We start from the raw sequence: 13,796 nt of genomic DNA on the forward strand, positions 1-13,796 counted from the left end.
CTCGGGGCACGACGACGAACGGAGCGCACCGTGAGCCACGAGCAGGTGCGGATGTCCGAGTTGGGGTCCGATTCGGTTTCGGGTGCTCCGGATCATCTCGTACTTCGACGAACTCGGTGAGTCGGCGGCCAACGCGGACACCGTCGTCCGCTCGGCGGCCCTGCTCGCCGAGTGCCCGGTCGGCGCCCGGTGGTCCTCGGGCACCGTGATCCGATACGACGCGCTGGGGGATCCGCTCGACGAGGCCGGCCCTGCGGGCGCGGTCCGTCGGGAACCGGAGGTGTGGCTCGAGCGGGGCGGTGCCGAACGCCCACTCGACTCGGTGCTGCTGGACCGGCTCCGCCACACGCTCCGGGTGGCCGCCGCGCGGTCGGCACCGACGGACGAGTTGCGCTTGGGCGATCCCGCCCTGCTCGAGGTGGTGCTCTCGGACAAGGAGCGCCGCGAGGATCGGGTCCGCGCGGTGGGGCTGCTGGGGCTGGACCCGGCGCGGGAGATCCGGGTGCTGGCGGTGTCGTCAGCGTCGAGTGTGGCTGCGGTCGAACTGATCTCGCGAACGTGTTCGGGGCGGCTGGTCCACTCGGTTGCGGTCGGCAGCCTGACCGCGGTGCTCCTGCAGGACGGGGTGGACAACCGCATGCTCGCCGACGACCTGCACGGTGCGATCGTGGCCGAACACCCGCGTCCGACGACTCCGAGCGGCGATCGCGGCCCGTGGGTGGGGATCGGCGAACGCCTGAGTGTGTATGCGGCGCCCACGTCGTGGAAGCAGGCGCGTCGGGCGCTGCGGTTCGCGTCGTCGACCGGCTACGGCCGACGCGCGGTCGCGTACGGGCGGCTCAGTTCGCTCGAACTGCTCGCCGAGCTGCCGCTCGAACGCCTCCTCCACGATCGGGACGTCGCGCGGATCAACGCGATCGCCGCATCGGTGACCGGGGCCCAGGAGGTGGCGACGCTCGAGGCGTTCTGCGTGTTCGGTTCGCTGCGACGAACCGCCGCCGAACTGCACGTCCACCACGGCACCGTCGCCGCCCGGCTCGCGCGACTCGAGTCCGAGATGGGCTGGGACCTGGAGGATTCGATGGACCGCTTCATGGCGACGCTGGTGCTGATGATCCGTCGGATGGCGTTGTCGTCGACGGACCTGGCGGCGTCGGAGGTGTTCGGCGCCGGGTACTGAGGATCCGACACGCGTCGGGGACCCGACCCGAATCGTCCGACGCTCGTCGGGTGACCGACAGCCGTGACCTGGGTCACTATTGGTGCGAAGTTCGTTTCACCGGAAAGGAATTCGCACATGGCCGTCATCGACCCCAGCCGCACGTGGGAACTGCTCGAGCAGCGCCTCGCCACCACCACCAACGCCCGCCACCGCGTTGTTCTCGGCGCGGTGATCGAGCACATGAAGGCGGAGGCCGCACCGGACCTCGACCGCCTCATGGCCACGCTCGGTCCCACCCCCGACTACCACTTCTGGAACGGCGGCCAGGACGTCGGCCCCAAGGGCACCGAGGTGGTGAAGACGTACTACATCGACTTCCTCGCGACGCGCACCAACATCCTCGAGTACGAGCTCGACCGCCTCGTCGTCGACGACCACTGCCTGGTCACCGAGGGTTTCCTGAAGCAGATCTACCCGGGCTCGTACGCCGCGCAGATCGGGATCCCCGTCGACGACGAGTCGGCCGACTACCTCGTCGCGTTCCGGCAGCTGATCCTGTGGCCGGTGGACGAGGACGGCCTGATCCAGGGTGAGGACTCGTACCACTCGGGGCCGTCGAGCGTCACCAAGCTCTCGTTCGACGAGCTGCCGCAGGAGTACATCGACCTGGTCCACACCCCCGCCAACTGACCCACCCCGGACAGCGCTTTGCGCACTTATCGGTGGTCGGACCTCGGGGAGATCACCGATAAGTGCGCAAAGCGGGAGAGGGAGGGCGTCAGTCCGCGTCGCCGACGGTAACCGCGACGGCCTCGTCGACGCTGTGCGGCTCCGGATCGTGGTCGTCGACGTGTGCCAACACCTTCCGGCCCGTGGCGAGCACGAGGATGCCGGCGACGGTGCACGCCGCGCCCACCCAGAACGGCAGGTGGACGTTGTGCTCGCCGAGCTTGCCCGCGACGTACGGGGCGGCGGCGCCGCCGACGAACCGGACGAAGCTGTATGCGGCCGACGCGGTCGATCGCTCGACCGGCGCCGAGATCATCACCGTCTCGGTGATGAGCGTGTTGTTGACGCCGAGGAACAGACCCGCGAGGACAACGCACACGACGAGCACGGGCTTGGACTCGGTGAACAGCGCCATCGCGCCCAGGTCGAGAGCGAACAGCGTCAGCGCCGCGATCATCATCGGCAGCGTGCCGAAGGCGCGCTGCAGGCGCGGGGCGAGGAACACCGACGAGATCGCCAGCATCAGGCCCCAGCCGAAGAAGATGAAACCGATCGAGTACGTGCCCATGTCGAGAGGGAACGGGGTGTACGCCAGCAGCGTGAAGAAGCCGTAGTTGTACAGCAGCGCGGTGATCGCGACGGTCAGCAGGCCGCGGTGGCGCAGCGCCTGGAACGGGGCGGCGAGCGATGTGCGGTGCTGCGGCTTGGGAGCCTTCGGCAGCATCACGGTGATGAGGATGAACGCGAGGGCCATGAGCGTCGCGACGCCGAAGAACGGTGCGCGCCAGCTGATGTTGCCCAGGACTCCGCCGACGAGCGGGCCCACGGCGATGCCGATGCCGAGCGCCGCCTCGTACAGGATGATCGCGCGGGCCACACCGCCGCTGGCGGCGCCGACGATCGCGGCGAGCGCGGTCGCGATGAACAGTGCGTTGCCCAGACCCCAGCCGGCGCGGAAGCCGACGATCTGGTCGATCGTGCTCGACGCGCCGGCGGCGGCCGCGAACACCACGATGATCGCCAGGCCCCAGAGCAGGGTCTTTTTCGCGCCGATGCGGCTCGAGATCATGCCGGTGAAGAGCATCGCGACGCCCGTGACCAGCATGTAGCTGGTGAACAGCAGCGACACCTGGGACGGGCTGGCGTCGAGCTGTTCGGCGATCGGCTTGAGGATCGGGTCCACGAGGCCGATGCCCATGAACGCGATGATGCTGGCGAAGGCGACGGCCCACACCGCTTTCGGTTGCTGCAGGATGCTGGGTTTCGTGCTGGTGGCTGCGGCGGTCGTCGTGCTCACGTATCCCTCCTTGATGATGTCGTCGTGGTCAGCGGTCCGCCGCGGCGGCGCGGATGATCGCCCGGAGTTCGCCGAGTCCCTCTGCGAGCAACGCGATCTGCTCGGGTTCGAGGTGCGCGAAGTGCGGTGTGAGGACGTCGGCGAGGTTTCGTCGGCCTTCGGCGAGCCACCCCCGCCCCCTGTCGGTGATGCCGACGAGGACGGCGCGGCAGTCGTCGGGGTCCTGTTCCCGCGAGACGAAGCCCTCCTGGCCCAGCTTCTTGAGCAGCGCCGTCGCGGACGGCTGCGACGAGGAGTCGAGCCGGGCGAAGGTGCTGACCCGAAGTGGGCCCTGTTCCTCGAGCAGTGACAGCGCCCGCATCCACGACCGGGGGTGGTCGTCGGTGCCGAGCGTCGACGCGAGGCGAGTGAAGCGGTGGGCGTTGCTCACCAGGTCGACGAGTAGATCGCGGAACTGTGGGTCGGTCGAACTCATGGGAACCAATAATTACATAAGCTAACTATCTATGTAAACCCCTGCGTCCTGCACTCTTGTCGATCCGGGCGGTCGGTCCGGGCGCGCCCGAGCACGCGAAACGCGGGGTGCGGCGGGCTGTGGCGGTACCGTCGTGCCGAATCGGACACGAGGGAGTTGGGCATGGCATTCGCGAGCATCAAGAAGTGGGGACTCGAGCACGCGGTGTTCGTCGGCGCGACCGCCGCGACGGTCTACGGCGCGGTCACCGGGCGCGAGCGGATCCAGCAGGTCGCCAAGCCGCTCATCGCGCCGGCCCTCGCGACCCGCGTGCTCCGGCGTCGCGACGACCTCGACACCGCCGACACCGCGCTGCTCGTCGCCGGCCTCGCAGCCGCCACCGTCGGCGATGTGTTCATGATCGACCCCGACGTCGACGCCCGGCTGAAGCGTGGCGCGACCTCGTTCGGCGTCATGCAGGTGGCGTACTCGTCGCTTCTCGTCCGGCGCGGCGCTCGTCCGCGACTGGCCGCCGCGCTGCCCCGACTCGGCGCGTGGGCGGGGGCGTCGGGCCTATTGCACGCCAAGGCGCCGACGGTCGCGAAGACGCTCACCGGCTACGGCGCGCTGCTCGGCACCACCGCGACCCTCGCGGCCGATCCCGCGCTGGCGCCCGGTGCGGCCGACGTCGCGGGGCTGCCGATGCCGAACCGGCGCGACCGGCGCAGTTGGCTCGGCCTCGGCGGACTGCTCTTCACGGCCTCGGACGGGACGATCGTCGTCCGCAAGCTGTTCCTGCGTGGGGAGAAGTCGCGCGCCGCGGCGGAGGGGGCCATCCTGGCGTCGTACGCGGCCGCGCAGCTGCTGCTGGTGGAGGGGATGATCGCGCTCGGAAGCGGCGCGAAGAAGCGGAACGGCTAGGGGCAGATCAGGATTCGGTCGCGGTTACGTGGGTCGACCCGGATCGAGATGGTCTCGCCGGCGACGAACCGCGACCGGTTCTCGGGCAGCACCTCGTAGAGGACGCGGCCCTTGTACGACTCCGAGCCCGGCACGGTGAGGTCGAGGTCCAGTTCGGTGAGTTCGCCGTTGTCGACCGTGCGCCGGATCCGTTGCGTGCGGCGGATCCGCGCCCATCCCTCGATGCCGTGCTTGGCGAGCTTGCGTTCGGCGTGGGTGGGGCGGTCGGCCCACATCATGCCGAGCCCGAGCGCGGAGCCGTAGGCGGCGAGCAACCCGCCGACCTGGTACGGGATGGTGCCCTCAGGGGTGTGCTCGATCAGCCATCCCAGCCAGATCGCGAGAACGATGACGTAGCTGACGGTGATGAAGCAGACGGTGCGGACGATGCGGGGATGATTCATGGCATTCTTCTCGTGACGCCACCCAGCCTAGTCGCCCGTTGCTGACGCGGCCGAGGTGTATCCGGGCTGCGCGACGATCGCCGGCGCGAGCCATCGTCGCAGGTAGCGGCGTAGTTCGACGTCGGTGCGCTGCGGGCTGCCGGGGGAGACGAAGAACGACTGCATCGTCCGCAGCAGGTGCTCGACGAGTTCGCTCAGCGCGGTGTCGTCGTAGCCGTGCCGCTCCCAGTCGACGTCGAAACGTCGGATCATGGTCATGCCGAAGGCCTGTGCCTCCTCCGACGTGATCCCGTCGGTGTGGGACGGCGTGCCCAGCATGATGCCCAGGTGCGGGGTGCGGCGGACGTCGTCGAGCGTGTAGATCACGCCCTCGACCAGGGCGTCCGCGGGGTTGTCGAGGCCCTGCACGTGTTCGGTGAGCCGGTCGAGGAATGCGCCGACCGACGCGATCGCGGACGCCCGCATGAGCTCGTCGGCGCTGGGGAAGTAGCGGTACACCGTCTGCCGGATCACGCCCAGGGATTCGGCGACGTCCGCGATGCTGACCGCCGATCCGGTGCGGGCGATCGTCTCCACCGCGGCCGCGACGATCCGCCGCGCGGCCTCCTCGTCGTCGACCGGCGGCTTGCCGCCCCATCCGCGTCTGCGTGCCACGGGCGGACCGTACCAGCCGTGCGGCAGGTTCCCGCGCAGGTGGCGGCAGTTTCGTCGAAACCAATCATACAAACGAATACTCGATCGTATGATGACGGCGATCGTGGCCCCCGCCTGCCCGGACGGGCCCGCACCGACGACGAACGAGGTAGTGCGCATGACGGATCTCAAGCCCCGGAAGATGGACTTCGGGTTCGACGACGGGGACGTCCCGTTCCTGTGGAACCCCGACAACCCGGCCTGGTCGAGCATGTCGAACGCGGTGTCGTTCCTGGCCATCGGCTTCGAGAAGATGATCGTGAAGCTGATCCTGCAGGCCAAGCCCCTCATCACCGACCCCGAGGTCGCGGAGGAGGCGGTCGCGTTCATGCGGCAGGAGGGCCACCACTCGACCGCGCACCGCCAGCACGTGAACGGGCTGATCCGGAGCTACCCGGGCCTGCAGAACACGCTCGACGCGGTGATCGGCGAGTTCGACCTGCTGACCGAGCGCACCTCGATCGACTACCGACTCGCGTACACCGCCGACCTCGAGGCCACGTTCACGCCGGTGTTCAAGCTCATGCTCGACAACGAGGCGACGCTGTTCCGCCCGGGCGACGACCGTGTCGCGTCGCTGTTCCTCTGGCACTTCGTCGAGGAGGTCGAGCACCGCAGCTCGGCGCTGGTCATCTACAACTCGGTCGTCGGCAACGAGCTGTACCGGATGCGGATGGCGGCGTCGGTCTTCGCGCACGTGATGAAGTCGATCCGGATCGCGTGCGCCGGCTTCAACCAGCACGTTCCGCTGTCCGAGCGGAAGGTCGACTCGCTGTCGATGTTCGCCCGGCACCGGGCCAAGCAGAGGGTGCTCACCGCCTTCGCTCCATACCTGACCAAGGGGCCGATGCCGCGTGCGTTCGACGGTCTCCCGATCGGCGAGCAGCTCACCGCGCTGCGCGGCGCCGTCCGCAGCCAGATGCCCGGGCACAACCCGACCCACGAGAAGCTGCCGGTCCTCGCCGACGCGTGGTTCACGCGCTATGACGCCGGCTACGACTGCACCCGCTGGTACACGGCCGAGCCGGTGTCGTCGGGGGTGAACTGATGTCGGATCACTGTTCGCCCACGTTCGAGGTCCTGGCCACCAGGCTCGGCTTCTCGTGCGACGAGGCCGGGGGACTGTTGGAGGTCCGCAGTCCGTTCGCGTTGGAGAACTTGACGCTGCCGGTCCTCGAGGTCACGATCGTGCTGGGCGCGGTGCTCGCGCTCGTCTACGCGATTGTGCGGTTGCGCCGCCACGGCGACCCCACCAACCTCGTTCTGTGGTTCGGCGCCACCGCATTCCTGTTCGTGATCGAACCGCCGATCTACTTCCCGGCCGCGTTCGGCACCGAGGACTACCTGGGCACGATGTTCGCGCACAACGTGTTCACCGTGGATTTCCTGTGGGGTCGCCTCCCGCTGTACATCGTCGCGATCTATCCGTTGATGGCGACGCTCGCGTTCGAGATCGTTCGGATGCTCGGCGTGTTCCGGCGCTACGGGGTGTTTCTCGGTGCGGTGTGTGTCGGCTTCGTCCACCACGCGTTCTACGAGATCTTCGACCAGCTCGGGCCGCAGCTGAGGTGGTGGGAGTGGACGCTCGACAACAAGGTCAACCAGCCGTTCTTCGATTCGGTGCCGCTGCCGAGCGTCGTGGTGTTCGCCGCGCTGTGGCCGATGTCGCTGGCGCTGTGCGTCCAGTTCTTCGTCGGCCGCTACGTCGATCGGGGCCGGCACTTCTCCGGGCTCGAGTTGGTCTGGCGCACAGTCGTTATCGGTCTCACCGCGTCCGTCGGCGTGTTCGTCCTGCCGCTCCCGGCGACGGTCTTCGGGATGGGCAGCGACACGGCCCGAGGAGTCCTCTATGCGGCCGAACTCGTCGCCGTCACGGTCGTCGCGATTCCGCTCCTGCTCAAGCAGTGGTCGCGGTTGCGCGCGGGAACGTCCGACGTCCCCGCCTACTCGAACGACTTCGTCCGGATCTATGGCGTCGTGTACATCGCGGTGATGGCCGTGCTGTGGGCGACGGCGTTGCCGGACTTCTTCGGCGCCGTCGACGGCGTGACCGACAACGGTGACCCGATCGGGAACCTGTGGTACACGCTCGCGTGCTTCGCGGTCGCGATCCTGTCGGTGGCCGCGACATTCACCGTGCCGCGGGCGGACGCCGTCGAGGTGCCGCCGAACGCCGCCGGAAAGGTCACCCGGGGCCTAGCCTGACCGGCATGGCGCTGACACCCGGATCCACTGTGTTCATCACCGGCGCGGCCGCGGGGATCGGCCGCGCAACCGCGCTGGCCTTCGCCCGCCGCGGCTGCGTCGTCGGTGCCCACGACGTCGACGAGGAGGGCCTCGAGTCGCTGCGCGAGGAGATCGTCGCCCGCGGCGGACGGGTGCGGACCGGCCTGCTGGATGTCACCGACCTCGACCAGTGGCACACGAGGCTGGCGGAGTTCGCGTCCGGCGGCCGACTCGACGTCCTGGTCAACAACGCCGGCGTGCTGTCGTCGGGTCGCTTCGAGGACATCCCGGCCGACGCCCACAGACGGATGCTCGACATCAACGTGGGCGGCACGATCAACGGCCTGCTCGCGGCGTTCCTCTACCTGAAGGAGACGCCGGGGGCGCAGGTGGTGAACCTGGGGTCGGCGTCGGCGATCTACGGCCAGCCCGAACTGGCGACGTACGGCGCGACCAAGTTCGCGGTGCGCGGACTGACCGAGGCGCTCGATCTGGAGTGGGCAGCCGACGACATCCGGGTGATCGACATGTGGCCGCTGTTCGTGCGGACCGGGATGGTCCGGGGCATGTCGACGGGCAGCACCCGCTCGCTCGGTATCCGCCTCACCGCGCAGGACGTGGCGGACGCGATCGTCGCGGCGACCGAGCACCGGGGCCGCATCCCGAAGGTGCACTTCCCGGTGGGCGTGCAGGCTCGGGCGCTCGCGGCGGTCGCCGGCGTCACCCCGGCGTGGCTCGCCCGAACCACCAACCGGCTGCTCAGCCGCAGCGGCGGGCGGGCCTCTTAGGCCGCGACGGTGGAGAAGACTGCAACCGTCGCCGCATTGCGGAGTCGTTTCTATCCGCTGCTCAGGCGGGAAGGCTTCGTCAGAAGGGGCGATGTCGCCCGTCGGTTGGCGCATCCTGTGGCGCACGTCGTCGAGGTTGTTCACTCGTCCCGATCCCGTGAGTTCACGGGGGACTCGGCGTCCACGCCGCGCAGATTCCGAAGTGGGCGCGCGTCGCGGGTCTCGCCGGCGATCTCGACCTCGCTCGGGCGCTCGCCGATAAGGCCCTCCCGGACGTCCCCGAGCGCGCTACCTTGCTCCGCGCAGACCTCGAGGCGATCAGTAGTGACCCCCGCACAGCGATCCCGACACTGACGTGACTCCGCACGCCCCAGGATTCGGCGGAGCCTCCGGCGACTAGAGTTCAGCGTCGACCTGTCGGCGTGTGAATGTGGAGGAATGGGCTGTGGCTCCGGGACCGATGCGGGGGTCGACGCGGTGAGCGACCCGAAGATGCATACGCCGCCCCGGGACGACGTCGCCGACGTGGACCACGCGGACGCCGTCGACGCCCCCGGCCCCACCGAATGGGGCGAGCACCCGTACGGCGTCGGACCGTGGGCCGAGGAGCACGGCACGCCGCTGCCCGACGATCCGCGCTACGACCCGCAACTCCTGGCGGAGGGGGACCGGCGCAACGTCGTCGACGCGTACCGCTACTGGACGCGGGAGGCGATCGTCGCCGACATCGACGGCCGCCGGCACCCGCTGCACGTCGCGATCGAGAACTTCGGCCACGACTCGAACATCGGCACGGTGGTGCGGACGGCGAACGCGTTCGCGGCGGCCGCGGTGCACATCGTGGGGCGCCGTCGCTGGAACCGACGCGGTGCCATGGTCACCGACCGCTACCAGCACCTGGTGCATCACGCCGACCTCGACGAGCTCGCGGAGTTCGCCCGCGAGAACGGGCTGACGGTCGTCGCCGTCGACAACACCCCGGGCTCGGTCCCGATCGAGACGGTGGACCTGCCGCGCGACTGCCTCCTGCTGTTCGGACAGGAGGGACCGGGCGTGACCGAACAGGGCCATGCGGTCGCGTCGATGACGGTGTCGATCGCCCAGTTCGGGTCCACCCGCAGCATCAATGCGGGCGTGGCGGCGGGGATCGCGATGCACGCCTGGGTGCGGCAACACGCCGATCTCGGCCGCGCTTGGTAGCGGAAGACTCCGCACCCAGGCAAGATCGGTAGGCATGCAGCGCGAATGGTCTGCCCGAGCGGATGCCGCCGAGAACGCGGTGATCACTCGGCACATTCGCCGCGTCTGGGGGATGCCCGGCACTGCCATGGCAGTTGTCGCCTGGCCCGCGGTGCGGCGGGAGCGGGTGTTCGTGAACTGGCACTACTGGTGGCAGGCGAATCTCATCAACTGCACCGTGGACGCCGCCGAACGGAACCCGACCGCGAAACGACGCCGACGGCTCGTGAAACTCATTCGCGGCCACCGGTTCCGCAACATCTCGGGCTGGACCAACAACTACTACGACGACATGGCGTGGCTCGGGATGGCGCTCGAGCGGGCCGAACGGATGCAGCTGATCGGTAACCGCAAGGCGCTCGCGGCCCTCGAGGCCGAGCTGTTCGACGCGTGGTCGCCGGACTCGGGCGGCGGCATCCCGTGGCGCAGGCATTCGGACTTCTTCAACACCCCGGCGAACGGTCCGGCGGGCGTCGTGCTGGCGCGGATCGGGCGGCTGTGGCGCGCACAGGCCATGGCGGACTGGATCGACGACACCCTCCGCGACCCGGAGACCGGCCTCATCTTCGACGGCATCCGGCGGGACGGGACCGTCGAACGCAACATCTACACGTACTGCCAGGGCGTGGTGCTCGCGCTCGAGACGGAGCTCGCGGTCCGGATGGGCGCCGAGCGGCACCGCCTGCGGGTGCATCGCCTGGTCGACGCCGTCGACGAGCGGCTCGCGAAGGGCGGCGTCATCCGCGGCGGTGGCGGCGGCGACGGCGGATTGTTCAACGGCCTGCTCGCCCGGCATCTCGCTCTCGTCGCGTTGAGGTTGCCCGGCGACGCCCCGGAGGACGTGCGGGCGCGACGGATCGCGGCGCAACTGGTGCTCGGCTCGGCCGAGGCGGCATGGGAGAACCGGCTGCAGGTCGAGGAGCTGCCGCTGTTCGGGCGGGACTGGAGCCTGCCCGCGCAGCTGCCCGGGCTGGGCGGGGAGATCGCGAGCGTCTCCGGCGGGTCGGTGCGGTCGTCCGAGATCGCGGAGCGCGACCTGTCGGTACAGCTCAGCGGCTGGCTGCTGATGGAGTCCGCCTACCTGGTGTCGGCGGCGGGCTATCCGAAGCGTCGGTGACGGGCGGTCAGTCGACCATCTCGTCGACGAGGACGTCCTGCGCCGGCCTCGCCATCTCGCGGCGATAGCTCCGCAGGCCCAGCACGGTACCGACCACCAACGCCGTCACCATGCCCCCGAGCACGACGGGCATCACCCACGGCACTCGCTCGAGCAGTGATCCGCAGTAGAAGCCGACGAGGAGCAGGACCGGAGCCCACACGACGGCGCCGATGGTGCTTGCGATCGTGAAGCGGCGGTGGTCCATCTCCGCGGCCCCTGCGACCATCGGGCACAGCGTGCGGACCCACGGAATCCAGCGCGCCACCAGGACTGCCCAGAATCCGTGTCGATCGAGCAGGCCGTTGACCTTGTGGAGGTTCTCCGTGTTGACGTACTTGCCGTTGCGGCGGGCGACGAGGTGGTGGCCGCCGCGCCTGCCGATCGCGTACCCCACCTGGTTGCCCGCGACGGCGGCGCCCATCGCGCCCGCCGCCAGCGCCCACGTGTGGCCAGGGCCCGCCTCGTGGGCGGCCATGACGATCCCCGCAGTGACGAGCATCGAGTCGCCGGGCAGGAACAGTCCGACGATCAGCGCGCACTCGAAGAAGACGAAGGTGAGCACCACCAGCCACACGAGCGCGGGGCCGGCGGACTCGAGCGGCCCGAAGGTTCCGGCCGCGAGGGTCGTCGTCAAACGGTCGGATCGTTCGGCGTGGTGACGGTCTCGGCGCCGTCGGCGATCGCGGTCCCGCCCGACTTACGCGAGGCGAGGTAGCGCTTGCCGACCTCGACGATGATCGGGATCACCGAGACCAGGACGATGAGGATGAAGATCAGGTCGATGTTGTCGGCGATGAACTGGATCTGGCCGAGGAAGTAACCGAGCAGCGTCACGCCGGCACCCCACACGACGCCGCCGATGATGTTGTAGGTGATGAAGACGGAGTACTTCATCTTCGACGCACCGGCGACCAGCGGCGCGTACGTACGGACGATCGGTACGAAGCGGGCCAGGAAGATCGTGATGGGGCCGTGCTTCGTGAAGAACGCCTGGGATTCGTCGATGTAGCTCTTCTTGAAGAGCTTGGCGTCGTTCGACTTGAACAGCGACGCACCACCCTTCACACCGATGAAGTAGCCCACCTGGTCGCCGAGGACCGCAGCGATCGGGATGGTCACCATCAGCACCCACAGCGGGGCGAAGGGCTCGACCTCCGCGGACTTGGACGCCGCGATCAGACCGGCGGTGAACAGCAGCGAATCGCCCGGAAGGAGCGGGAACAGCAGACCCGACTCGATGAAGACGACGACGAGGAGTCCGATCAGCACCCACGCGCCGAACGAGTTCAGCAGGTTGACTGGATCGAGGAATCCCGGCAGCAAAGCGAGATTCGTGGTCACGGACTCCGAGGCTGCCAGCACATTCACGCGCACCAGACTACCGGCGGCCGCTGAGAGCCCGCTGAGTCCACCGGGTCCGGCGAGCCGACAGCCAGCCGACACCGAGCCGACACCAGGGGAGGCGGCAGCGCGCCCGGGTTGCCATACTGCATAGACAACCCGCGTGCCGTGAAAATCGGCCGCGCCCGAACCCGTCACATGGAGGACAGCCGCCGTGCCTATCGCAACTCCCGAGGTCTACGCCGAGATGCTCGGTCGGGCCAAGGAGCACTCCTTCGCCTTCCCCGCCATCAACTGCACGTCGTCGGAGACGATCAACGCGGCCATCAAGGGCTTCGCGGACGCCGGCAGCGACGGCATCATCCAGTTCTCGACCGGCGGCGCCGAGTTCGGTTCGGGCCTGGGTGTCAAGGACATGGTGACCGGTGCGGTCGCGCTCGCCGAGTTCGCGCACGTCGTCGCAGCCAAGTACGACGTCACGATCGCGCTGCACACCGACCACTGCCCCAAGGACAAGCTGGACACCTTCGTCCGCCCGCTGCTCGCGATCTCGCAGGAGCGCGTGAACGCCGGCCGGAACCCGCTGTTCCAGTCGCACATGTGGGACGGCTCGGCCGTGCCGATCGACGAGAACCTCGCGATCGCGCAGGAGCTGCTGAAGCTGTCGAAGGCCGCGAACATCATCCTCGAGGTCGAGATCGGCGTCGTCGGCGGTGAAGAGGACGGCGTCGAGGCCGAGATCAACGACAAGCTGTACACGTCGCGCGAGGACTTCGAGAAGACCGTCGACGCGCTCGGTGTCGGCGAGAACGGCAAGTACCTGCTGGCCGCGACGTTCGGCAACGTCCACGGCGTCTACAAGCCGGGCAACGTCGTCCTCAAGCCGGAGGTGCTCAAGGAGGGCCAGGAGGCCGCGACCGCCAAGCTCGGCCTGGCCGCCGGCTCCCAGCCGTTCGACTTCGTCTTCCACGGCGGCTCGGGCTCGCTGAAGTCGGAGATCGAGGACTCGCTGCGCTACGGCGTCGTGAAGATGAACGTCGACACCGACACCCAGTACGCGTTCTCGCGTCCGATCGTCGGCCACATGTTCTCCAACTACGACGGCGTCCTCAAGGTCGACGGCGAGGTCGGCAACAAGAAGGTCTACGACCCGCGCAGCTACCTCAAGAAGGCCGAGGCCGGCATGACCGCTCGCGTCATCGAGGCCTGCAACGACCTCAAGTCCGCGGGCCGCTCGGTCTCCGCTTAGTCGAGGTCCGGCGAGGGTTTCCCTCGCACGCACTCACGTTTGCGCACTTGCCGCTCTTCTCCCCGTCAGGAGACAGCGGTGAGTGCGCAAACGTG

14 protein-coding genes and 1 pseudogene are annotated in these 13,796 nt (G+C 68.8%); 9 read left to right on the forward strand and 6 right to left on the reverse strand.

Annotation, left to right across the window (positions count from 1 at the left end; translation table 11 throughout):
- Window positions 1-51 precede the first annotated feature (51 nt).
- Window positions 52-1,180, forward strand: a pseudogene (locus tag ABI214_RS18110) (helix-turn-helix domain-containing protein).
- Between the two features lie 117 nt (window positions 1,181-1,297).
- A complete protein-coding gene (locus ABI214_RS18115; protein ID WP_348603900.1) occupies window positions 1,298-1,852 on the forward strand; it encodes a nuclear transport factor 2 family protein in 555 nt (184 codons plus the stop codon).
- A gap of 88 nt (window positions 1,853-1,940) precedes the next feature.
- Here ABI214_RS18115 and ABI214_RS18120 read toward each other — a convergent pair whose 3' ends face one another.
- Complete coding sequence (locus tag ABI214_RS18120; RefSeq protein ID WP_348603902.1) at window positions 1,941-3,188, reverse strand: MFS transporter; 1,248 nt, start codon at window positions 3,186-3,188, stop codon at window positions 1,941-1,943.
- 28 nt (window positions 3,189-3,216) lie between these two features.
- Complete coding sequence (locus ABI214_RS18125) at window positions 3,217-3,663, reverse strand: MarR family winged helix-turn-helix transcriptional regulator (RefSeq protein WP_348603903.1); 447 nt, start codon at window positions 3,661-3,663, stop codon at window positions 3,217-3,219.
- 162 nt (window positions 3,664-3,825) lie between these two features.
- On the opposite strand from ABI214_RS18125, the gene ABI214_RS18130 reads away from it, so the two are divergent.
- Window positions 3,826-4,563 (forward strand): lysoplasmalogenase family protein, encoded by a 738-nt coding sequence (locus tag ABI214_RS18130; protein ID WP_348603904.1) that lies wholly within the window; start codon window positions 3,826-3,828, stop codon window positions 4,561-4,563.
- Here the strand turns inward: ABI214_RS18130 and ABI214_RS18135 are convergent.
- Window positions 4,560-5,006 (reverse strand): hypothetical protein, encoded by a 447-nt coding sequence (locus ABI214_RS18135; protein ID WP_348603905.1) that lies wholly within the window; start codon window positions 5,004-5,006, stop codon window positions 4,560-4,562. The two genes, ABI214_RS18130 and ABI214_RS18135, sit on opposite strands and share 4 nt — an antisense overlap.
- Window positions 5,007-5,033: 27 nt before the next feature.
- Window positions 5,034-5,660, reverse strand: coding sequence for a TetR/AcrR family transcriptional regulator (locus ABI214_RS18140; protein WP_348603907.1), 627 nt, complete (start codon window positions 5,658-5,660; stop codon window positions 5,034-5,036).
- Between the two features lie 157 nt (window positions 5,661-5,817).
- On the opposite strand from ABI214_RS18140, the gene ABI214_RS18145 reads away from it, so the two are divergent.
- The 5 genes from ABI214_RS18145 (at window position 5,818) to ABI214_RS18165 (ending at window position 11,069) form a co-directional block, all read left to right on the forward strand.
- Window positions 5,818-6,747 carry a metal-dependent hydrolase gene (locus ABI214_RS18145; protein WP_348603908.1) on the forward strand — a complete coding sequence of 310 codons (930 nt, stop codon included), beginning with the start codon at window positions 5,818-5,820 and terminating at the stop codon, window positions 6,745-6,747.
- The gene (locus tag ABI214_RS18150; RefSeq protein ID WP_348603909.1) at window positions 6,747-7,904 is read left to right on the forward strand and encodes a hypothetical protein; all 1,158 of its coding nucleotides are present in this window, start codon (window positions 6,747-6,749) and stop codon (window positions 7,902-7,904) included. The genes ABI214_RS18145 and ABI214_RS18150 overlap by 1 nt, the downstream gene beginning before the upstream one ends.
- A gap of 5 nt (window positions 7,905-7,909) precedes the next feature.
- Window positions 7,910-8,713, forward strand: coding sequence for an SDR family oxidoreductase (locus ABI214_RS18155; protein WP_348603910.1), 804 nt, complete (start codon window positions 7,910-7,912; stop codon window positions 8,711-8,713).
- Window positions 8,714-9,205: 492 nt separating this feature from the next.
- The gene (locus ABI214_RS18160) at window positions 9,206-9,913 is read left to right on the forward strand and encodes a TrmH family RNA methyltransferase (RefSeq protein WP_348611739.1); all 708 of its coding nucleotides are present in this window, start codon (window positions 9,206-9,208) and stop codon (window positions 9,911-9,913) included.
- Window positions 9,914-9,947: 34 nt separating this feature from the next.
- A complete protein-coding gene (locus ABI214_RS18165) occupies window positions 9,948-11,069 on the forward strand; it encodes a glycoside hydrolase family 76 protein (protein WP_348603911.1) in 1,122 nt (373 codons plus the stop codon).
- Window positions 11,070-11,076: 7 nt separating this feature from the next.
- Here ABI214_RS18165 and ABI214_RS18170 read toward each other — a convergent pair whose 3' ends face one another.
- Together ABI214_RS18170 and ABI214_RS18175 are read right to left on the reverse strand one after the other, a co-directional pair.
- Window positions 11,077-11,745, reverse strand: a complete 669-nt coding sequence (locus tag ABI214_RS18170) for a DedA family protein (RefSeq protein WP_348603912.1) — start codon at window positions 11,743-11,745, stop codon at window positions 11,077-11,079.
- A complete protein-coding gene (locus tag ABI214_RS18175) occupies window positions 11,742-12,485 on the reverse strand; it encodes a VTT domain-containing protein (RefSeq protein WP_408587201.1) in 744 nt (247 codons plus the stop codon). The genes ABI214_RS18170 and ABI214_RS18175 overlap by 4 nt, the downstream gene beginning before the upstream one ends.
- Window positions 12,486-12,666: 181 nt before the next feature.
- Here ABI214_RS18175 and fbaA point away from each other — a divergent pair, with 181 nt between their 5' ends.
- Entirely contained in the window at window positions 12,667-13,701 is a 1,035-nt protein-coding gene (fbaA, locus tag ABI214_RS18180) for a class II fructose-bisphosphate aldolase (RefSeq protein ID WP_348603914.1), read from the forward strand.
- Window positions 13,702-13,796 lie beyond the last annotated feature (95 nt).

It is taken from the genome of Prescottella soli (assembly GCF_040024445.1).
Taxonomy (GTDB): domain Bacteria; phylum Actinomycetota; class Actinomycetes; order Mycobacteriales; family Mycobacteriaceae; genus Prescottella; species Prescottella soli.